At 35.9% G+C, this 22,273-nt stretch carries 21 protein-coding genes; 12 read left to right on the top strand and 9 right to left on the bottom strand.

Annotated elements, in window-relative coordinates; translation table 11 throughout:
• Window positions 1-233: 233 nt before the first annotated feature.
• The 3 genes from NOX80_RS14920 to NOX80_RS14910 all read left to right on the top strand — a co-directional run bounded on the left by NOX80_RS14920 (window position 234) and on the right by NOX80_RS14910 (window position 2,016).
• Complete coding sequence (locus NOX80_RS14920; protein WP_256550595.1) at window positions 234-830, top strand: T6SS immunity protein Tdi1 domain-containing protein; 597 nt, start codon at window positions 234-236, stop codon at window positions 828-830.
• 118 nt (window positions 831-948) lie between these two features.
• Window positions 949-1,464, top strand: a complete 516-nt coding sequence (locus NOX80_RS14915; protein ID WP_256550594.1) for an imm11 family protein — start codon at window positions 949-951, stop codon at window positions 1,462-1,464.
• A gap of 12 nt (window positions 1,465-1,476) precedes the next feature.
• Entirely contained in the window at window positions 1,477-2,016 is a 540-nt protein-coding gene (locus tag NOX80_RS14910; protein ID WP_256550593.1) for a hypothetical protein, read from the top strand.
• A 190-nt stretch (window positions 2,017-2,206) separates the two neighbouring features.
• On the opposite strand, the gene NOX80_RS14905 is transcribed toward NOX80_RS14910, so the two are convergent.
• Together NOX80_RS14905 and mnmE are read right to left on the bottom strand one after the other, a co-directional pair.
• On the bottom strand, window positions 2,207-4,021 hold the full coding sequence (locus tag NOX80_RS14905; protein WP_256550592.1) for an NACHT domain-containing protein: 1,815 nt from the start codon (window positions 4,019-4,021) through the stop codon (window positions 2,207-2,209).
• Window positions 4,022-4,725: 704 nt separating this feature from the next.
• Entirely contained in the window at window positions 4,726-6,117 is a 1,392-nt protein-coding gene (gene mnmE / locus NOX80_RS14900; protein ID WP_256550591.1) for a tRNA uridine-5-carboxymethylaminomethyl(34) synthesis GTPase MnmE, read from the bottom strand.
• A gap of 158 nt (window positions 6,118-6,275) precedes the next feature.
• On the opposite strand from mnmE, the gene NOX80_RS14895 reads away from it, so the two are divergent.
• From NOX80_RS14895 to NOX80_RS14875, 5 genes are all read left to right on the top strand, one after another.
• Entirely contained in the window at window positions 6,276-7,106 is an 831-nt protein-coding gene (locus tag NOX80_RS14895) for a universal stress protein (protein WP_256550590.1), read from the top strand.
• A gap of 79 nt (window positions 7,107-7,185) precedes the next feature.
• Window positions 7,186-7,410: a hypothetical protein gene (locus NOX80_RS14890; protein WP_256550589.1), complete on the top strand. Its 225-nt coding sequence runs from the start codon at window positions 7,186-7,188 to the stop codon at window positions 7,408-7,410.
• Between the two features lie 129 nt (window positions 7,411-7,539).
• Window positions 7,540-8,838, top strand: coding sequence for an anthranilate synthase component I family protein (locus NOX80_RS14885; protein ID WP_256550588.1), 1,299 nt, complete (start codon window positions 7,540-7,542; stop codon window positions 8,836-8,838).
• A gap of 65 nt (window positions 8,839-8,903) precedes the next feature.
• On the top strand, window positions 8,904-10,217 hold the full coding sequence (tilS, locus tag NOX80_RS14880; RefSeq protein ID WP_256550587.1) for a tRNA lysidine(34) synthetase TilS: 1,314 nt from the start codon (window positions 8,904-8,906) through the stop codon (window positions 10,215-10,217).
• Window positions 10,218-10,239: 22 nt separating this feature from the next.
• On the top strand, window positions 10,240-12,249 hold the full coding sequence (locus tag NOX80_RS14875; RefSeq protein WP_256550586.1) for a protein-disulfide reductase DsbD family protein: 2,010 nt from the start codon (window positions 10,240-10,242) through the stop codon (window positions 12,247-12,249).
• 82 nt (window positions 12,250-12,331) lie between these two features.
• Here NOX80_RS14875 and NOX80_RS14870 read toward each other — a convergent pair whose 3' ends face one another.
• From NOX80_RS14870 to NOX80_RS14850, 5 genes are all read right to left on the bottom strand, one after another.
• The gene (locus NOX80_RS14870) at window positions 12,332-13,837 is read right to left on the bottom strand and encodes a hypothetical protein (protein WP_256550585.1); all 1,506 of its coding nucleotides are present in this window, start codon (window positions 13,835-13,837) and stop codon (window positions 12,332-12,334) included.
• A 9-nt stretch (window positions 13,838-13,846) separates the two neighbouring features.
• Window positions 13,847-14,203, bottom strand: coding sequence for a hypothetical protein (locus NOX80_RS14865; protein WP_256550584.1), 357 nt, complete (start codon window positions 14,201-14,203; stop codon window positions 13,847-13,849).
• A 24-nt stretch (window positions 14,204-14,227) separates the two neighbouring features.
• Entirely contained in the window at window positions 14,228-14,758 is a 531-nt protein-coding gene (locus tag NOX80_RS14860) for a hypothetical protein (protein ID WP_256550583.1), read from the bottom strand.
• Window positions 14,759-14,760: 2 nt separating this feature from the next.
• On the bottom strand, window positions 14,761-15,645 hold the full coding sequence (locus tag NOX80_RS14855; RefSeq protein WP_256550582.1) for a hypothetical protein: 885 nt from the start codon (window positions 15,643-15,645) through the stop codon (window positions 14,761-14,763).
• A gap of 750 nt (window positions 15,646-16,395) precedes the next feature.
• Window positions 16,396-16,773 carry a PH domain-containing protein gene (locus NOX80_RS14850; RefSeq protein WP_256550581.1) on the bottom strand — a complete coding sequence of 126 codons (378 nt, stop codon included), beginning with the start codon at window positions 16,771-16,773 and terminating at the stop codon, window positions 16,396-16,398.
• A gap of 233 nt (window positions 16,774-17,006) precedes the next feature.
• Here NOX80_RS14850 and NOX80_RS14845 point away from each other — a divergent pair, with 233 nt between their 5' ends.
• The 4 genes from NOX80_RS14845 (at window position 17,007) to NOX80_RS14830 (ending at window position 20,546) form a co-directional block, all read left to right on the top strand.
• Window positions 17,007-17,645, top strand: coding sequence for a DUF6624 domain-containing protein (locus NOX80_RS14845; protein WP_256550580.1), 639 nt, complete (start codon window positions 17,007-17,009; stop codon window positions 17,643-17,645).
• Window positions 17,646-17,683: 38 nt separating this feature from the next.
• Window positions 17,684-18,253 carry a hypothetical protein gene (locus NOX80_RS14840; RefSeq protein WP_256550579.1) on the top strand — a complete coding sequence of 190 codons (570 nt, stop codon included), beginning with the start codon at window positions 17,684-17,686 and terminating at the stop codon, window positions 18,251-18,253.
• The gene (locus NOX80_RS14835; RefSeq protein ID WP_256550578.1) at window positions 18,250-18,942 is read left to right on the top strand and encodes a hypothetical protein; all 693 of its coding nucleotides are present in this window, start codon (window positions 18,250-18,252) and stop codon (window positions 18,940-18,942) included. The genes NOX80_RS14840 and NOX80_RS14835 overlap by 4 nt, the downstream gene beginning before the upstream one ends.
• 62 nt (window positions 18,943-19,004) lie before the next feature.
• On the top strand, window positions 19,005-20,546 hold the full coding sequence (locus tag NOX80_RS14830) for a YifB family Mg chelatase-like AAA ATPase (protein ID WP_256550577.1): 1,542 nt from the start codon (window positions 19,005-19,007) through the stop codon (window positions 20,544-20,546).
• 61 nt (window positions 20,547-20,607) lie between these two features.
• On the opposite strand, the gene ypfJ is transcribed toward NOX80_RS14830, so the two are convergent.
• Window positions 20,608-21,462: a KPN_02809 family neutral zinc metallopeptidase gene (gene ypfJ / locus NOX80_RS14825; RefSeq protein WP_256550576.1), complete on the bottom strand. Its 855-nt coding sequence runs from the start codon at window positions 21,460-21,462 to the stop codon at window positions 20,608-20,610.
• Window positions 21,463-21,480: 18 nt separating this feature from the next.
• Window positions 21,481-22,269, bottom strand: coding sequence for a hypothetical protein (locus NOX80_RS14820; RefSeq protein WP_256550575.1), 789 nt, complete (start codon window positions 22,267-22,269; stop codon window positions 21,481-21,483).
• Between the last annotated feature and the right edge of the window lie 4 nt (window positions 22,270-22,273).

The following is a 22,273-nucleotide window of genomic DNA, read 5'->3' as shown; positions in this document are numbered from 1 at the left end:
AGGTACAGAAAAAGGAAATGCAAATAACGTATTGATATCACTTTTGATAGTGTCTCCACTTTTCGAAGAGTTTCTTTTCCCGGTTGCTTTCTAATTCTTCCTATTTATTATCGCTTTACGTGTTGTTATATCCGGAAAATTAATTAAAATTACATTTCTTAAAAATGATATTAGACTTTCCGTTATATTTCTGAAAGTGATGTATAACATAAAATAATCCAGACAAAAATAGAATGACAGAATTTGAAATTATCTATCAATCCTTAATGGGATTTATGGAACAATCAGAAAATTATGCTTTCGCGGATGCCGATTTGATTTTCGAATATGAAGGCGTTTTAATGGCAGACAAGGACGTAACGGATATCATTACCGATATATGGAAAGCACATGGATTTTGTTCCTATAAAAATGGATTATTTACCTTATTAAATCCAAAAGAATACAATGAAATTGTAAGGCGTTTTCCGGAAGTATCCGACAAAGCACAAGTTTTCGCAAGAACTGCAACCGGTTGTCTGTTTCTGTGGGAGGAATATAGTTTCGGGAAGAATATCGCTTTTCTAAATATACATACAGGAGAAAAGAATATTATTTCTACTAGTTTTAATGTGTTAATAGAGTGGGATTTACCAGCTTCAAATTTTTGGAAAGAGGATTGTAACGGAAAAACAGAATTTGCTGTAATGGACAAATTTAAACATATTCCACACGACAAATGTGCCGGCTACAAACTTGCTTTGGCTTTAGGAGGAAATAGAAGTGTAAATAATATGGAATTACTCGATTTCAAAACTCATTTGGAATTTTTAGCACAGATGCATCATTAGATTTTAAGAAATTAAATTGAGGTGAAGAATAAAGCAATTGTTAAAATAAGTATTTTTCTTACTTTCGGGAACTGACGTAAATTCTATGTGATTCATTTATCATTAAAGCAAAAAAGTAATGCAATACTATTTTATAAAACACAACATCAATTCCGGGGATCAATATGTAAGCTGGGAAGCAGATAGTAATTTAGAATTGGCACTGGAAGGGAAATCTTATCCGAAAACCTATTATCAGGGCGAATTTGATACCGATTTCATTTCTGGTTGTTACGGTATTTCTGCCAAAGCCAAAGCTTTTTTCCTGTCTTTAAACATTACCAACCTTGAGTTTATACCGGTAAAGGTGTATCATATAAAATGGGAAGAATCGATGGAAATTTACCTGATGAAAGTTAATAAAGAAATTGATTGCGTTGACTATGATAAATCCGAGTTGTTTATGCTGAGTGATAAAAAGATAAGAGGTGTAGATAAATTAGTCCTGAAAGAAGAAACCATTCAGGAGGATATTTTTACAATTAAAAACATGCTACACAGCGTAATTGTTAGCGAAACGTTGAAAAATAAGATCACTGAATTTGGTTTGAAAGGATTTGATTTCATTCCGACAGATAAATATCCGATGTATTAAAGCCGATAAAAAATGGAACAGCTAAAAGAACTCAAAGATTTAAATACATTGTTAAAAGCAGCACTAGCTGTATTGCGTCCAAAAATCACTGAAGAGCTCGTGCAAATACTCAATGGAACGGCTATTATGATGCTGCCTACCTATGAGAAAGGCGATATAGCAACTTTCAATTTTGAATATAGTAGAGAGTGGCTGTCGGTTGTATTTTTTGGCTCCAATGCCAGAGGTTTAACCATTACGGAAGACATTAGTTTTTTGAGAAATGAATTGAAAGAATACTTTTCAAAGGTGAAAGAGGTAATGGATATGGTTGAAGAAATGGAAGACGATACAGAAGAATGGGAGGAGATGATTGAAGAATACAATGAAGAAAAAAGTAGTATTTATGACAATTGGTTTGGAGCTTGCTGGGAAGAAGCACAAACGCAAACGCAAAATAGAATTCCCGCCTACTATTCTGATAATGAATCGGATTTAGGTATTGAATTACTTTCTAATACTATTGTTGAGATCAATAAAAACCAATCGATTATTCGTTACTACTCGAACTAACAACAGACTGGAATTTAAAGTTCTATTTTGTCTGACGGAGATTCCAAATTCGCGTGATTGGGATAATGTATGTTACAGAATCTAACAAAATGCAAATTTTTTCCGGTATAAATTAGGGATTCATACACTTATGATAGCAAATAGGTGTGACTAGGTTAATTAAAATATGTATAGTTTATTTTTTGATGATCTAAAAATCTAATAAGTTATTAATGTTAATTTCTTTTTCTCCTAATTTTTTTTCAATTTCTTTTATCTTATTGTCAATTGATTGACTTATTGTATCGATTATTTGGATTATTCCACTTTTTATTAGTAATCTTTTTATTTTAATATTGTTTTTTTCTATGGGAATAATATTGTTTTTTTTTTGTTCTAATAAAATTGAAATAAAATTATCTTTATATTGAGATTTTTCAATAAAATTTGTTAAAAGTGAATAATCGTATATGTCACAAAAGTCTAAAAATGAATTATAGAAATTATTTTTTCTCACTAACGCAGTTTCCAATTTTTCTATTTCGTTTTTATCATTAAGGTTGGTTATAATAATGATGTCTTTGACCAAGGTTGGCTGTATTATTTCAATAAAACCATTAATTTTTATATTATCTGGAAGTTCTTTGTTTAGTTTAGTTTTTATTTTTTTTAATTCAGGTAGCATAAATGCTTTTTTAAATGCTCTTGAATCTAGTTCATTACATAAATTCCAAAATGTAAAACTTCTGTCATTAGAGCTTTCAATGAGTAATGAATTTAGCTTTTTATAAGCTTTGTTTTTGTTTTGATCAGGTAGCTCACTTATAAATAGGGCTGTGAAATATTCTTGCATTGATCTATGTGGAAAAGAATATTCCAAGCCTTCATATAATAGAATACATAGAGTGGTCCGTAGATCAAAAATCATATCTTCGATTCTATAGTTATATGACATATGAGTTTTTACTTTAATTAAAAATGTGGTAAGTTCTTCATCGGTAAACTTATATTTACCCATTCCCATTGTGATAAAAGAAAAAGTGGATAAGACTTTTTTAAATTCTTCTCTCTCTAACTTAGTCTTTTTCTCTCTTGGAAAACTACTTTTCGTTATTCCATCATGTCTTGAATATAAAGTATCAAAAACATTGTTATAAAATGCACTTTTTTTCTTCGGAATTTCAGGATGGTTTTCAAATGAAATTATAAACATAGAGAGTAAGAGAGGACTGCTTAGAAATTCTTTATAACTCATATTATTTTCCAAATGAATAGCATTAATAAGCTGCTTAATTCTTTCCTCATCAAGAATTAACTTACGAATAAATTCTTCTACATCATTTTGACTTAGCTTTTGGATTTTAAATTCAAAAAATCTAGTGTTATATTCAATTCCGCAACCTGGTCTTGTAGAAATAATAAAAATATTTTTATTGTATTTATCAATAAAATCATTTATCCCTTTATTAATTAATTCTAAATTGTTAGAGTAAATTTCATCGTATCCGTCTAAAAGAAACAGAAATTTACCAGAGTTTAAAGTTCTTTCTAATATTTTTCTATTAGGTTTAATATTGAGATGTAAAACTTTTGTAATTATATAATCTTCAAATGTTCCTGAATAACCATTTAAATTTCTTAGTTCAATAAAAAATGGGATGTGATGACGATTTTTACATGTATTAAGAAAAATACTTTTCACTAGTGTCGTTTTTCCACTACCTGCAGATCCAGATATTACAATTTTTGTATGAGTATTAAATATCTTATTTAATGAGTTAGAATCATGTAATTCTAAGGTATTTACTTTTGTTCTGCAAATTGCTTTGATTGGATAATAAACATCGAAAAAAGGTTCTTTATGATCTCTGTGGATGAAAGTATTAGTGTAATAATATTTTTCGATTTGAGCTTGATGATATGTAAATAATTTATCACCTAAAAGGTTTTCACACTCATCATTTATTGTTTTAACAATCTCTATAGCATGGCTAATTAAGGCTGTTAATTCTATTGTTTTTTCCATTTTTAAAATCTATAAATTGTAATTTAGACTATATTTTTTTAGTAATTAAATTATAAATTCCTCTTTTTCTTTAATCTAAACTTATTTCGTGGAGATCAAATTCGGTATTTTGATCGTAAATTAGTAAATATAAAGTATAAAACAGTTTAGTCTATAAAGAAAATAATTAGCTTACTTAAGTTAAGGGTAATTTGTATCCAAAATTTATCTTGTATTTACAATCGAAAAATATTACGATTAAGTGTGAATTACCGAGATTGTTTATACAAAATTAAGATATTCAAAAAAAACAATTTTTATCATCTATATGCTCCCGCCTTCTGACGTCAGGATATTTTGAAGATTTTTCCAGTAGACGATAAAAAAGTCTATCGTTTTGCTGAAACATAACATTTGCGGCGTTGAGCCACTTAAAAGAGTTTTTAAACAAGAATCAACGATTTAGAAATATTTTTAAAACTGTCTAACCCTTGTTTAAGGTAGCTAAAATCTTTAATTGGGAAATATTTTTGAAAACAAATAAACGTATACTTCCATAAGTGGAGTACAGCATTCAAACCACACGTTTATTTGATTACATTATGCACTAACAATGCCGTTGCTATTCCTTAACCATATGTATATAGTAGCCAACGTTGTCCTACTTTAAAATCAGAACTTTGAATAACAATGTTTTTTGTTTTGATATGTATTCTTTTACGGGGTTACTTCCCAATACAAAAATTCGCAAAAATATTTCCTAACAGTTCATCATTTGTTACTTGTCCGGTAATTTCACCGAAATAGAATAATGCCTGACGAATATCAATCGCCATCAGGTCGCTGGAAAGGTTCGATTGCAATCCCCATTGTACTTTTTGGATTTCTTCCAATGCTTTTAATAACGAATCATAATGACGCGTGTTGGTCACAATTGTTTCGTTATTACGCAACGCACCGGTGTTGACAAACGATAACAGCTTTTCTTTTAGCGTTTCTACGCCGGAATTTTCTTTGGCACTGATCAATAGAATACCCGGAATTTCCGCTTCGATAACCGCTTTTTCTGACTCGGTTAGTTTATCCGCTTTATTACCGATCACTAATAACGGTTTTAAAGGAAACTGATTTTTAATCTTTTCAATTTCCACCTGAGCCGCTTTTAAATTGGCTCCGGTAATCGACGAACTGTCCACAAGATAAACAACCACTTGTGCCTGTTCCATCTTTTCAAACGTCTTTTTAATTCCGATGCTTTCGACATAATCGGACGTGTCGCGAATTCCCGCTGTATCGATAAATCGGAAACCAATACCGTTGATCACTAATTCATCTTCGATAGTGTCTCGTGTTGTTCCGGCAATGTCCGATACAATGGCACGTTCTTCATTTAATAACGCATTTAATAAAGTCGATTTTCCGACATTCGGTTCTCCTACAATAGCCACCGGAATTCCGTTTTTGATTACGTTACCAACCGCAAAAGAGTCAATCAGTCGTTTTAAAACGAATTCGATTCGATTTAGTAATTCATAGAACTGTGTTCGATCGGCAAATTCGACATCTTCTTCTGCAAAATCCAGTTCGAGTTCGATCAGGGAAGCGAAGTTGAGTAATTCTTCGCGTAGTTTAGCGATTTCGTTACTAAATCCGCCGCGCATTTGTTGCATTGCAATCTGATGTGAGGCTTCATTGTCGGATGCAATCAAATCGGCAACCGCTTCGGCCTGCGATAAATCCATTTTTCCGTTTAAAAACGAACGCAATGTAAATTCTCCTGCATTCGCCATACGGCAACCTTTACGAAGCAATAACTGTATAATCTGCTGCTGAATAAAAGTGGATCCGTGACAGGAAACCTCAACCGTGTTTTCACCGGTATACGAATTGGTGCCCTTAAATAAAGATACTAATACCTGATCCAGAACCTTATCACCGTCAACAATATGGCCGAGGTGTAAAGTATGGGTACGTTGTTTGCTCAGGTCTTTTCCGGAAACCGATTGGAAAACGGAAGCCGCTATCGCAATGGCCTCTTTTCCCGAAATACGGATTACAGCAATCGCACCGGCTCCGGATGGAGTAGCCAATGCTACAATAGTATCTTGTAAAATCATGTGAATGCAAGCTAAATGAGCGCAAAGGTACAAAAGAAATACCGTTTAATAAAAAGCGGATCGGTCTGGGTTAAATAATTGTGAAACTGGTTTTTGTAATATGTTTTTTATAATTCTTTTAGTAACTTTATGGAAACTAATAATTCAACGCATACATCATGAAAAAGATACTTTTCCCTACCGATTTTTCCGAAACAGCCAACAATGCATTTGTGTACGCCTTAAAATTCGCTAATAAATTACAGGCGGAAGTAGTCATTTTGCATGTTTATGATTTACCGCCGATTTCCTATGAAGGACACGCTACAGCGATAGTGGAAGTGTTTGAAACGATTGAGCTGGACAAATTTGAAAATTTTAAAGACCAGATTCCGTACTTGAGAAAAATTGCTGAAGATAACGATCTGGAATATATTAAAATGAGTAATATCCTGAAACAGGGCGATCTGATTCATTCGATAAAAGAAGTGGTAAAAGATGAAACGATCGATTTAGTAGTGATGGGAACTACGGGAGCTTCCGGATGGCAGGAAACCTTTTTCGGATCGAATACCGGAAGTGCAATTACCAATGTTCATAAGAATATATTAAGCGTACCTAACGAAGCAAAATTTGATGTTATTCGCAATATCGCCTTTACGACACGGTTTCGCGAACAGGACAAAAAAGCATTGTATGAGGTAATCAAATTTGCTAAAATGTTTAATGCCAAAATTAAATGTCTGGCAGTAAAGACCAAAAATTTTGAAGGCGATGACGAAGATATCATTGCCTGGAGAAAAGAATTCGATAACCAGCCGGTGGAGTTTTTTATCGTCCCTGATGATGATGTAAAACAAACCATTTACGACTTTCTGGATAACCAGCACATCGATATCCTGTCCATGGTAACTTACAAACGTTCCTTCTTTGAAGAATTGTTCAAACAAAGTTTGACTCAAAAATTGTCGTATCATTCTAAAATTCCGATTTTAGTACTCCATGAATAAATAGCTACACAGCTGTAAAGGGTAAGGGTACAGGCAATCTGTACAAGGATGAAGCAAAAACGATTTGATTATTATGGAAATGGGAAATTTAGAAATTAAAAACGAGCTTCACAGGATTATTGATAATAGTGATGCCAATTCAGCAAGTGATTTTTTTATGTTGGTGACCGATTATATGGCGCAAGCCGAAAAAGGAATCATTACCGTTGCAGAAGAAAATATCAGTGATGCCAAAATCAACTGCCATCATTACCTCAGAGAAATTGTATCCGGGTGGGAAGGCTGGTCCAATCTGTTCTTTTAAAGGATCTTTTAACGACTTAACATAAATACCGGTAGGGTTGTCTCTTTATAGACGGCCCTTTCTTATTTCAAACCGTCTTCGTATAAAACAATGCGGGATTTTGTATTTTTGAAAACTTAAATCCGACTATTGAGAACAACAACGATAAAAGAAATAACCGATCCGATTCTGTTTAAAACACAATTATTGCTTTGGGCACAACAATTCAGAGAGATTGTATGGCTCGATAGTAACGAATATCCGCAGGAATACAGTAGTTATGATGCAATATTGGCCGTAGATGCCTTTACTGCCATTCAAACGGATTCTGACAATGCTTTTGACGACTTAAAACAATATCAGTCGCAGACAAAAGATTGGCTTTTTGGTTATTTAGCCTACGATTTAAAAAACGATACGGAACAATTACAATCCAATAATTACGACGGTTTACAGTTTCCGGAATTGTTCTTTTTTCAGCCCAAAAAGGTATTCTTATTAAAAGAAAATCAACTTCAGATTTTATATCTGGGAATGTGTGATGATGAAATTGAATCCGATTGGAATGAAATTCAGTATATTAAGCGGGTGAATAAAAAAATGATGAACAGCATTTCGATTCAACAGCGTATCAGTAAGTCGGAATACCTGTTTAAGGTAAATAAAATGCTGGAACACATTCATCGAGGTGATATTTACGAAGCGAATTTCTGTATGGAGTTTTTTGCAGAAGCGGTAGCGATTGATCCGTATGAAGTTTACCAACGACTAAATGCGATTTCCGAACCTCCGTTTGCCGGATTTTTTAAAAATAATAAGCACTATCTGATGTCTGCATCTCCGGAACGTTATCTTCGGAAAGAAGGCAATAAGATGCTATCACAACCGATTAAGGGTACGGCAAAACGGCATGAAAATGCGCTTGAAGATGCGGAAATCAAAGCGGCATTAGCCGAAAACCCGAAAGAACGTTCGGAAAATATCATGATAGTGGATCTGGTTCGTAACGATTTGGCGCATACGGCTCGAAAAGGAAGTGTTCAGGTAGCGGAATTATGCGGTGTTTATACTTTCAAACAGGTGCATCAAATGATTTCGACCATTACTTCCGAAGTGGAAGATACTATATCACCGATAGAAGTGCTGAAAACGACTTTCCCGATGGGAAGTATGACCGGCGCACCGAAAATTGCGGCGATGAAAATCATAGAAGAACTGGAAGAAACAAAAAGAGGAGTATATAGTGGTGCATTGGGCTATTTTACACCTGACGGGGATTTTGATTTTAATGTTGTTATCCGTAGTATTTTATACAACGCAACAACAAATTACGTATCTTTTTCTGTCGGAAGTGCTATTACAGCAGCAGCGATACCGGAACAGGAATACGATGAATGCTTGTTAAAAGCAAAAGCGATGCGGGAAGTATTGGAAACAACTTATAATTAATTGTAAAATAAACCCTCCATTTTGTAACTTTGTGTCACTATTAAGAAATAGACTAAATAGAAATTATGTTACAGCGCTTACAGAAACATCTCGATAACGATTACCCTTTTTTGAAAGGGAAGAAGTTATTGCTGGCCATCAGCGGCGGGATTGATAGTACGGTGTTGTTACATTTGTTTCATGCTTTACCGTATGAAATTGCTGTAGCACACTGTAATTTCAGTTTGCGAGGTGATGAAAGCGACGGAGATGAACGTTTTGTATCGGAATTTTGTACAGAACAAAATATCCGATTTCTAACGATTCGCTTTAATACTCAGGAATATGCAACATCCCGAAAATTGTCAATACAATTGGCAGCAAGGGAATTACGCTACAATTGGTTTCAACGATTGATCGATGAGGAAGGGTATGATTATCTGCTTACAGCACATCATTTGGATGATGCATTGGAAACATTTTTAATCAACCTGACACGTGGAACCGGATTGGATGGATTAACCGGTATTCCGGGACAAAACGGACAAACACTAAGACCTTTGTTACCGTTTAGTCGTGTTGAAATAGAAAACTATGCCAGGGATAATGCAATAAATTGGAGGGAAGACAGCAGTAATGCCTCTGATAAATATGTACGGAATCGGTTACGACATCAGGTTGTTCCGGTTTTAAAAGAACTGAATCCGAATTTTTTACAGGGTTTTCAGGACACGTTGCATCATTTACAACAAGCGGAAACCTTAACCAAAGATGCAGTTGATAGCCTTTATAAAAAGGTGGTAACTGAAAAAGACGGACAATTATCGATAGCAATTGAAAAACTAAAACTCGTACCCAATTATAAAGCCTATTTATACCAATGGCTGAAATCGTATGGATTTACTGCTTGGGACGATATCTACAATCTGGTTGAAGCACAATCCGGAAAACAGGTCTTTTCGGGACATTACAGGCTATTAAAAGATCGCGACTTCTTATTGCTGAGTAAACAGAAAACAATAACGGATCAGTATTTGGAAATAACCGAAAATCAGGAAGTAGCATTGGAGCAGGGACGGATAAAAATGTACCCGGTAACAAATGTTACAGACAACGGCGACAGTAGAATTATCTTTGTTGATAAAGATAAGTTAAAATTACCGCTCATTTTACGAAAATGGAAGGAAGGTGACTATTTTTACCCGTCGGGAATGGCAGGCCGAAAAAAAATCAGTAAATATTTTAAAGATGAAAAATTTTCACTGATTGATAAAGAAAATTGCTGGCTGCTGTGTTCCGGAGATGAAATTATATGGGTGGTAGGAAAACGAGCCGACCGCCGGTTTACAACTGAAGAAACAACTAATACCATTATAAAAATAGAATTACAGCTTTGGTAATTCGAAGACAAATAAAAATTACATGAAAAAGTTAAACGCCTTATTACTACTCTTTTTTGCTTTTATAAGTGCACAGGGTCAGATGCTGGATCCTGTAAAATGGAAAACTTCTGTAGAGAAAAAATCCGATAACGAAGTTGTGTTAGTATTCGAAGCAGCGATCGATAACGAATGGCATATGTATTCTCAGTTCACACCCGATGGCGGTGCGTTACCGACGGTTTTTACCTTTAAGGACCAAAAAGGAAACTTTGAACTGACGGGAAAAACAAAAGAAAGTGAATACAAAAAAGTATTCAATGATATTTTTGAAGTAGACGAGTTTTATTTTGTAAATAAAGCACGATTTACACAAACGGTAAAGGTGACTAATCCGAATCTGAAAACGATCAAAGTAGCCGTATCGTATCAGGTTTGTAAAGAAGCGTGTATCCAACAGGATAAAATATTTGATTTTACGTTACCGGCCTTAAAAATTGAAGCTTCCGAAGCGACGCAACCGACAACTGAAGATTCAACTACTGTAGCTGCACCGACTGTAGACAGTACAGCAACGGCAACGGTGACAACAGCTGATACCGCTAAGCCAATCGGTAAGCATGAAGAGAAAAAAGGGTTATTTACGATCTTTATCATTGCATTTTTCTCCGGATTTGCGGCTTTATTAACACCATGTGTGTTCCCGATGATTCCAATGACGGTAAGTTTCTTTACAAAACAAAGTAAAAACAGAGCACAAGGAATTCGCAATGCTATTATTTACGGTGTTTCAATCATCGTTATTTATGTGCTGTTAGGATCATTGGTAACAGCAATTTTCGGAGCCGATGCATTAAATGCTTTATCAACAAACGTTTGGTTTAATATTATATTCTTTTTACTATTAGTAGTATTTGCGACTTCATTCTTAGGAGCATTCGAGATCATGTTACCGAATTCATGGGCGAACAAAGTGGACCGTCAGGCCGATAGAGGCGGTATGATCGGAATCTTGTTTATGGCTTTGGCTTTAGCAATTGTTTCCTTCTCTTGTACCGGTCCGATTGTAGGAACCTTATTGGTAGAAGCGGCTTCTAAAGGCGGTATTGCTCCAATTGTAGGAATGCTTGGATTTTCATCTGCTTTAGCATTGCCTTTTATGTTATTTGCGATGTTCCCGGGTTGGTTAAATTCATTACCGAAATCAGGAGGATGGTTAAATACGGTAAAAGTAGTTTTAGGATTCCTGGAATTAGCTCTAGCCTTTAAATTCCTTTCCAATGCGGATTTAGTATTACAAACTCATTTATTAGAGCGAGAAGTATTCCTGGCGATCTGGATTGCGATCTTCGGTACACTGGCGTTATATTTATTAGGAAAGATTACATTACCGCATGATAGTCCGCTATCGCATATTTCAGTAGGAAGATTAGGTTTAGGACTTTTAGTATTGTCTTTTACAATCTATCTGATTCCGGGATTATGGGGTGCTCCGTTAAAATTGATTTCGGGATTCCCGCCACCGATGACCTATAGTGAAAGTCCATATGGAGTAGGAAATTCTAAAGGAGGAGGAGCAACCAATACGGAAGCTTTACCGGACGGCGCTAAATTAGGTCCGCATGATATCGTAGCGTTTACCGATTACGAAAAAGGGATGGCTTACGCCAAATCGGTTAATAAACCGGTATTACTGGACTTTACCGGATTTGCATGTGTTAACTGTCGTAAAATGGAAGACTTCGTTTGGTCGAAACCGGGAATTCTTTCGATTCTGAAAAAAGACGTTGTACTGATTTCGTTATATGTAGATGATAAACGAGAGTTACCGAAAAACGAGCAGTATGTTTCAAAAGAAACCGGAAAAGAAATCGTAACGATTGGTAATAAATGGAGTGATTTCCAGATTACACATTATAAAGCCAATGCACAGCCGTATTATATTATTCTGGACAATCAGGAGAATCGTTTGTCTGAACCGGTAGGTTATACACCGGATGCAGAAGAATATAAAGCCTGGATGGAAACAGCAATAGCCAAGTATAAAAAATAAAAAAATGCCTCTCAATCGAGAGGCAATTTTTTTAAACAAATTAATTTAAACTAAGGATTACTAAAGGCTGCAATCGAATGAATTAGGTACACTGAAATATTTGTGATACCAATTGGTGTTTTTCCGAATAAAACAGGAATAGTGTTCCGAACATATTACTGTGATCGAGTTGTGCTACAAATTCCATTTTTTGTCCGTCGGGATCACGTGGGGTTTCATTACTTTGTAGCCAGTCCGGTTTGCCTATCTGTAGCGTTCCTTCGGTTTTGTTATCTTCAATTTTTATCTCCTGTAAAACACGTTCAATACCATTTTCGGTTTTAGTATATATAAATTTTAACGGCACAGGATTAACACGATACGGATACATAAGCCAATCGTCAAATTTTTCCTGTTCAAAGTCATCCCACCACAAATAACTTTGCGTCAATACCATCATTATTGCCTGTTGTAAGGTAAGTTGTCCTGAAAGTGTAAAGTGCTCAATGCCATATTGATCTTCTTTTGTTACGGCAATCTCATGGCCCAGATGTTCAAGAGTACAGATGCCGTTCCACTCCATAATAACTTTTGTAGGACTTTTTTCGATGTACTTTAAAGACCACTTATCGTTTTCTTCCGGACAGCTAAAAGAATAGGCAATGGAATAGGGTAGCCCGTCTTTTTCGTTGACTTCAACCTTTATTTCGTCCTGATTTTCAATTTTACAGGTGTATTCAAGGAATCCGGAATACAGATCATAAAAATGGTCAAAGGAGTGAAGGTGTATCAATTTTCCCTGTCGGGCAACGAAATCCGCTTCTTTTTTACCGTCAATATACCAACCATTAGTACTAAAGCTAACATTCCAATCGGTTTCACTTTCTTTAAAAACAGCGGAAAAAGGAACCTTTGAGTAGATAGCACCCAGATTTTCATCTGCCGCGGGAAGATGGTGCGGAGCCAATTCTTTGAATGCCGTATAACCTTTACGGTTCTTTTGGTACAGTATTTTTTCGGTCATTGTTATGTCACGAGCCGGTTGATGCATTGTAGTCATTTCATAAAAACCATCGGCATCATACTGGTAAGTGTATAGTTCCGAGTCCAGCCATTCGCCGTTACCCATATAATATTGTATCGTTTTGGTAACCGGCATCGGCTTCCCGTTAATTTGATCATAACCATATGCGACGCGTCTGTTGGCATCGTGACTAAACGACCCGGAATGTTGTAGCATACCATCATTACTATATTGATCAACATGGTTATAGCTTACTTTTTCGATCTTATCTACCGAGGTTTGCAGGTACTCGCGTTTAATATCCGATGCGTCATACGCTTCCAGTTTTCTGAGTTTAAGCGGCGTCAATAGCTGATATTTGCCCTCTTCCAACCGGAAATCGATACGACTTACATCCACATTCTGAATGATGAAGGTAAACGGAATACCTTCCCACTTTTCGTTAACCACACTCCCATCGAACTTTACAATAGGAAGCAGCACTTTATTAAAACCCTTTATATCAGTCAGACAGCTTTTTAGGGGTGGAAAACCTTCTATTTTAGATTTCTTTTTTGAAGGTGATAGTATAAATTCTTTTTTCATTGATCATTATTATTCTATTACAAGTCTTACACGGGTTACACCTTCTGAGTCAACATATTCCTGATTATAGACTCTTTTGCCTATAATAGCATCGGTTGCAGCTCTGACATCATCTAATTCACCGCTTAGTTCAATTGTAACGTTGCGGGAAACAGCAAAGGTTTCCTCATTCTCAAAATCAGAAACATATAAATAGAATTTATCTAATAGATCTTCTAATGGATATTGTGAATCTTCATCGTCTTCGAGTTCATAGCTAATTCCGAAAGAGTATAGATCCGGACTTATGTATATGTTACCTCCCATCTTGCGGTAGTTGGGGTCGTCACTAAATTTAGTAAAATGGGCAAATTGTATATTTTTCATCTTGTTTTTTGGGTTAAGGTTGTTTTAATCGGCATAGATCCAGACACCGATAGAATCGTAATGTGTTTGTTCCATGTTTAATACGGAATAGGCTACGGTACTAAAGGTAGTCCCCGGTGTAAAGTGTTGCAGGTGTTCGGGATTAAAAACTTTTATGGATACAACGCCACGGGGATGATCCTGTTCCATTCCTGTAAAATCAGGAGTATCGTTATGATCGATGGTTATATCATTGCTCCAGCGGTCATAATCCCAATCATCGAACGGGAAATTAGTAAGACTTACGAGTTTAACATCGGCTATAAACCGATAGGAGTTGTTGTCAATCCAGTTTTCATCAAGGTAGTTGTCTAAACTTATTTCCTCGGCCAGCGGACAATTCGCGACCTGATTATATGCATCGTCATATTTATACATATTATCGGGACTACACAGCAATCGTAGTGCAAATTCTAAATCGGCAAAACTGGCAAAGCTATCATCCGCCAGAAAGAGTTCAAAAGTGATGATATTTTCTTCTATTGATCGGACTCTTGCATGATAATTAGCACTCATGATTATTCTATTAATAAAGTTAAACGCTCTTTAATGGCTTCCGGTAAATTTTCCATATGCTCTTCCTGAACATATTGATTGCCTTTTTCTTCATAGCCTAAAGCAATTACCGCATCAATATCAGTATGCTCATTATCTTTAAGTAGGGCTAAAAGGTTACTGTAATCCTGAGTTGCTACCATTTTTTCCAGTTCGGGATGTACGGTATTGGTATCAGAAAAATACAATTCCTGGGAACGACATTCCACAGAGAAGAACGTAGAAAGCGCATACTCCATATAGATAACAAAGTCACATTCATGTGGCGTATCATAGGAAGCACTGTGGTCGTCACCAAAAGCAATTGTAGGATTACCGTTTTCAAGTACCATACAGGAATCATGGTAATAGTTAAAAGCATCAAAATAGTTAAATAATGCCCCGTTTTCCGTATAATACTCACCTAATTCCGTTTCCTGCGGATCACCGTATAAGTAAAAACCCATTTGGCTGGCCAATGCTTCAGACGGAAGAATGGATATCCATCCTTCTTTAAAGTCATCATCATCTTTGGCTACGGGAATTTCTCCGTCGGATTCCAAAGCTTCGGCTTCCGGAAAAATAACAGAATGCCAGGATACATGAAGGCCGTTACTGCGTTTGTAAAATTCTGCCATATAGGGATTAAAAACAAATGGTTCTTCCGGTTCCTGAGCATCATAGTCTTCGCTGTTTTCCTTCTGCTTTTCGTAGACTATTGTTTCTGCCGCGGCTATTTGCTCATCTGTAGCTCCGGGATATTTAATGAAATTAACCTGGCTTACCAGATCGTGGTCGCGTAATGTTTCAATCGCATTTTCTAATCGACTAAAATAACTTTCGGCCCATTCTTGTGCTTTTGTGTTCATAATTTTGTTTGGTTGATGATTTGCGGATAGGTTTTTTAATCAGATTCAGCCGAGTCCTGTTTTCGAAGCAGGAAGTAAGAGATACTTCCGTCATTCGTCTTTAGGATTTATGTAGCTGTGATTACCTGATGTAATAGTAATATTGCGCACAAAGCAAAAGCTGTAATACATAATTGTTTTTTCATGCGATATACTATTTGGGTTTTAATAATTAAAAGATATTCAAATATAAATTAAAAAAGGCTCACGAATTTGTTAAATTAACAAGCGTTGTCTTTTGAAGTAAAAGCGTAGAGAAATTACAAATAATCGTTTTTTGATTAATAAAAAGATTCAGAATTTTTGATGTTACGGTTGAGCTTAAGTGAGCCGGAACGGTGGTTAATGAAGATAGTATGTGCTATTAAATAACCGAAATGAGGCATTTATATTTAGAGATTATTATGTTTTGATTAAACAACTTTCTTTTTGCGAATTATTTTGTAAATTGTTGTCAAAATGTGCCATTTTAAATAGCGGTTTATGCAAGCTCTTAAAATATTTTTAGTAGAGGATGATTCCTTTTTCGGAGAAGCCATAAAGTATCATTTAACATTAAATCCCGATTATAACGTCACTCTTTTTCAGACAGGAAAAGAATGATTAATTAATGTGTCAAAAATAGAGAGGACGGCTGACTAATTCTTTATTTCAAAAAAAAACGATTGTAAATGCTTTTTACAATCGTTTTGAATGATACAGATATATTGTTTATTTTAAAATATGCTGACTTAAAATTTTGTAAACTGCGTTGATATTATCGTTTTTACCAAACTGTTTTTTGATCGGAGCCGCTTCACCGGTAATCCAGATTTTTAAATCGGCATCAAGATCCATTAAACCGGCACTTTCTTTCGAAAATTTCTTGATACTGGAATAAGGAATCGACTGATAATCTACTTTAGAACCGGTTAATCCCTGTTTGTCTACAAGAATCAAACGTTTGTTAGTGAAAACAAACATATCGCGAATCACTTTAAAAGCGATTTCAATGTGTTCTCCCTGAATTAAAATAGGCTCAAATTCGTTAGCTATTTTTTCGGTGCTTACTTCTGAAGCATTGCCCATGATGGCGTTAAATAATCCCATAATTATGATTGAATAAAAACTGGCCAAATGTAGAAATTTGGTTCGATGTATTTAATTTTTTGTAATTTTTTTTGATATTTTATTTTAAACAATGTAATGGATATAATTATGATCAAAATATAGTATTTAATGTAAGATTCTGTTTAAACAAAATTAGTATAAGAAAAATAGTAGTATTTTTAATTTTAGAAATAAACGTCTTTAATCTGATAATAAAAAACTCGAAAAGGTTTATGAAAAAAGTAGTTATGCTTCTTATATTGTTAGTTTCACAGTGGTCTATGGCACAAACAAAATCGATGAAAGAATTGTCGGAAGAACTTCAAATCATCGGAGAAAATGATCAAAAAGACAGAGCGCAGATTGAATATATTCAGAGTAAATACGGTAGTGAATCAGCCGAAATGAAAGCGTTATGGAAATCCATGCGACAGAGTGATTCTGTTAACATCATAAAAGTAAGTGCCATTATAGATCGGTATGGTTGGTTAGGCGCTGATGAAATCGGAGATGCCGCGAACAGTACCTTGTTTTTGGTCGTACAACATGCTGATTTACCGATTCAGGAAAAATACCTGCCGATTATGCGAAAAGCGGTTAAAAATAAAAAAGCAAAGGGAAGTAGTCTGGCTTTACTGGAAGATCGCGTGGCTTTGCGACAAGGAAAGCGACAAATTTACGGTTCCCAGATAGGATGGAATATGAAAACGAACAACCATTATGTATTGCCGCTTGAAGATCCGGATAATGTTGATAAGCGAAGAGCGCAAGTCGGATTGCCGCCATTGGCCGAATATGTTACCTATTGGGAAATGAAATGGGATCCGGAACAGTATAAAAAAGATTTGCCTGAAATTGAGAAAAAGAAATAGTAGGTTTCGGATCTAAATTAAAGAATAAAAAAAGTAATATGAATAAGAATAACCCGGAAGCAGAAAACAGATTGCGACTTCAAAAATTAGTTGATCGGACAAAGATCACTGCTGTTCCACCAGGATGGGAAATGAAACAGTTTGCAATTGGTGGATTGAGTAATGTCGGTTTTTCAAAAAATCATCCGGAATTGCTGTTAGTCATTTCGAGTCAGGGTCGGGGCGTTATTGATTGTGCTACATTGGAATTAAAGGAAAGAGATAATGATGATAGCTGGGAATGGATGGATATTTATGAATTATGGGCAATGGGAATCGGTATCCTGAAAGACGAAAAAATAGGAGTAAGCGGTATTCATGGCGGCGGACTTCCGTTGTTAAATAAACATGGGGATTCGGTTACTTTTTTTGCAACCGAATGGCCGATAGTTGATTTGATTTTTGAACCCAAATTTAAAAGTATCTACTATCAGGATGACGCGGTTGACTGCTTTAGAATTTTCCATGATTATGAATTAAAAGCATATGGTTTTTCGTATGACGGGAATTATTTTGTCACGGCAACCGGTAGCGAAATCAATGTATATCGTAAAAATGGAGTAAAGTGATTAGAATATTGATTTTTATTTTACTGTTCTATGTGAATACAATCTTTTCGCAAAACACCTTAGTAATAAACTTTGAATACTGTAAAGCAAAGGAAGTTACTTCGGTTTATGATAATGAGTATAAAATTGTTTATAATGATAGTATCATAACGGAGTATAAGCATTCAGATAACTACAATTTACCCGACGGTAAATATTATATAACATACAAAACCTATTTCGATTGGAAAAGAACGAATTCCTTTTTACTTTTTAATAAAGTAATTTACAATTTGGATTTTTGTATTGATGAGGTAAATGTAAAACCGATTGAAAATCATAATCTTGCGATCGACTTAATGAAGAACGGAGAAAGTTTGGAGATCATACATAATTATAGCGGGTGTTTTAATTCCGGAAAAGAGAAAATCGTAATTGAACGTATCAATAACAAGTTTTTTTTGAACTATAATACGATCAGGCGGAAGCTTACAAAAAGGGAGATTGATTTTATTCGAACATATGAAATAGAATTAATCAATCTGGATACGTACGAAGAGTATAAGATTTGTATGGCCTACTCTCAGAATATAATCCGATATGGTGAACATCAATATGATTATGCAGAAAGTTGCCCGAAATGGAATGGTTTTACTCAATTGACAGAAAAACTTAAATTGGTAAAACTGTTAAAGGAAGAACAAGAGTGATAAAGTAACCATTTTCAAAGTTTTATTAAAAAGCTTATATTTAAGATTATAATCTATAAGCCATGTTAGTAAAAGTTTTTGGAAGTGCCGTATTTGGAGTTGATGCGACGACGATCACTATTGAAGTAAATATTGATAAAGGAATCGGGTACCATTTGGTCGGATTACCCGATAATGCTATAAAAGAAAGCAGTTACCGTATTGCAGCCGCTTTGAAAAACAACGGTTGCCAGTTACCCGGAAAAAAGATTGTAATCAATATGGCGCCTGCCGATTTAAGAAAGGAAGGATCTGCTTACGATTTACCTATCGCAATAGGGATTCTGGCAGCTTCGGGTCAGATCAGTTCAGATGCTATTGCTTCCTATCTGATCATGGGAGAATTGTCTCTCGACGGGAGTCTTTTGCCTGTCAAAGGTATTTTACCGATAGCCATTAAAGCTAAGGAAGAAGGCTTTTTAGGACTGATTATTCCAAAACAAAATGCCAAAGAAGCCGCTGTTGTTGACGGAATTACGGTTTATGGTATCGAAAATGTAACCGAAATCATCGACTTTTTCCGGGGAACTACAACATTACAACCGGAGCGTATTGACCACGAAAGGGAATTAGATTGTACCTCAACGACTACTGAATTTGATTTTGCCGATGTAAAAGGGCAGGAGAGTATCAAACGATGTCTTGAAATAGCCGCTGCCGGTGGTCATAATATCATTCTGATCGGCCCTCCGGGATCCGGTAAAACGATGTTAGCCAAACGACTTCCGGGAATTTTACCGCCCATGTCAATGAAAGAAGCATTGGAAACCACCAAAATTCATAGTGTAGCCGGTAAAGTAAAAGATCTCGGACTAATTGTACAACGGCCGTTCCGGGCACCTCATCATACAGCTTCTTCGGTATCGCTTGTTGGTGGCGGTAGTTATCCGCAACCGGGCGAAATTTCACTGGCGCATAACGGTGTTTTATTTCTGGATGAATTACCCGAATTTAAAAGAGAAGTACTGGAAGTTTTACGGCAGCCGTTGGAAGATCGCGAAGTAACGATTTCGAGAGCGCGGTTTACGATTACCTATCCGTCCTCTTTTATGCTTGTGGCGAGTATGAATCCCAGTCCGGGCGGTTATTTCAGTAATTCGGATGCATTAATTGCTTCTTCGCCGATGGAAATGCAACGTTATTTAGGAAAAATTTCAGGCCCCTTACTGGATCGGATTGATATCCATATTGAAGTTAATCCGGTTCCGTTTGAAAAATTGTCGGATACCCGGAATAGCGAGAGTAGTCAGGAAATCCGGAAAAGAGTTGCTGCTGCACGACAAATACAGGTCCGGCGCTTTGAACGTTATGAAAACATACATTATAATGCCCAAATGGGAAGCCGACAAATACGGGAATACTGTGCTTTGGATAACGAATCACTCCATTTTTTAGAGCTGGCGATGAAACGCTTACAACTTTCGGCCCGCGCTTATGATCGGATTTTAAAAGTCGCTCGTACTATTGCTGATCTTGACGGATCTGAGGCCGTACATTCGGCTCATGTTGCGGAAGCGATACAATATCGCAGTCTGGATAGAGAAGGATGGTTACGCGGTTCGTAAAAATAAAAAATCCCGAAAATCAATAGTTTAATTTTCGGGATTGTATAATGATAATCGGATTTTAGTTTAATTCAGCAAAAGTATCGCCTTTTCGGATATCACCGGTTTGATAGCCTCTTTTAAACCACTCAATTCGTTGTGCCGATGTGCCGTGTGTAAAAGAATCCGGGGTAACATGACCTTGCATTTTTTTCTGAATAGCATCGTCTCCAACCGCCTGAGCGGCACTTAAAGCTTCTTCAATGTCACCTTCCTCCAAATATTTCTGATTGTAATGCGCCCATAATCCGGCATAAAAATCAGCTTGTAATTCCAATGAAACGGATAATTTATTTGCAGCTGTTTGGCTAAGACCTTGTTGTAATTTCCGTACTTTACCGGAAGTTCCCAATAAAGTTTGGACATGATGACCAACTTCGTGGGCAATTACATAAGCAATCGCAAAATCGCCACCTTTGGCTCCGAATCGGGTTCTTAATTCTTCGAAAAAAGTCAGATCCATATACACTTTACGATCAGCCGGACAGTAAAAAGGTCCGGAAGCCGCAGTTGCACTACCACAAGCTGTAGAAACATTATCTGTGAATAAGACCATACCGGGATTTTCATAGGTCATACCGTTTTCCTGAAAAACTTTAGCCCATGTTGTTTCGGTAAATCCGAGGATGGTAGTGGCAAAATCACCCAGTTCTATTTCTTCAGGGGTAAGTTCCCGTTGTTGTACCTGCTCTGTGGATTGGCCTTGTTGTAATTGTTCTAAAACGGGTGTCAATTGTTGGGCACTTTCGCCTCCAAACATATTGATCAGTAGAATAATGATACCGATAATACCACCACCGGCAGCAATTTTTCCGCCGGATGACATACCACGACGGTCTTCTACATTTTCACTTTTACGTTCGCCTCTCCATTTCATAGGTTTAGGTTTTAAAAATTAGAATGATTTGTATTTTCCGATTTCGTCAATTTCACTTTCTTCAGAACCGAAAATATTTTTATAGATCGTATAATGCATACAATAAATATACGGTAATGTAAATAACACACCAAGACAAAATGCTATAATACCGGATATGGCACCGATAAATGCTACAATTAAAGCTAATAAAATAGTTAACGGCGCTTTATTAACAACCGAAATACTGTTAACGATCGCATCTTTTACCGAAAGATTCCCCAAAATAATAAGCGGTAAGGTAAGACATGTCAGAAAGCTAATGATAAGTCCGACGAAAGTCCCGACAAAATTCATATTTAGTAACTGTAATAGCGTTCCGATCGAAGCCGATGTCAATGCAATAATAAGACTGGCTATAAAAATAGGGCCGAACTTAGCCGACTTGTAATATTCGAAAGCAGTAGAAACACTGAACTCCCGATTATTATCAGCGTTATGTGACATCTTAATAATTCCTGCTGAAAAAGGAGCTGTTATTGCTCCGATTACGGTATTAACTAAAGCCGATACAATAATAAAATTAGGAGAAAGATCACTTTGTTCCAATTGAGAAAAGTCGGCTACATAACGTTCCAGTCCGTAGAAAACGGCAATACCGCCTATCAGGATAACAGAAACGATTGTCACTATTATCAGGAAAGCGATTCCGGCCATTAGTATGATTTTTTTATAGGTATCAAAACTCTGATCGATCAATGCACCTGTTTCCAGATCTAATCCTCTCTGGTGAATTTCTTCAAGTCGTTTTTTAATGTTTTGTTGCATTTTT

It is taken from the genome of Flavobacterium cerinum (assembly GCF_024496085.1).
In the GTDB taxonomy this organism is placed as follows: domain Bacteria; phylum Bacteroidota; class Bacteroidia; order Flavobacteriales; family Flavobacteriaceae; genus Flavobacterium; species Flavobacterium cerinum_A.
The sequence above is the reverse complement of the archived record's forward strand: the minus strand, read 5'-3'. Positions and strand labels throughout refer to the sequence as shown.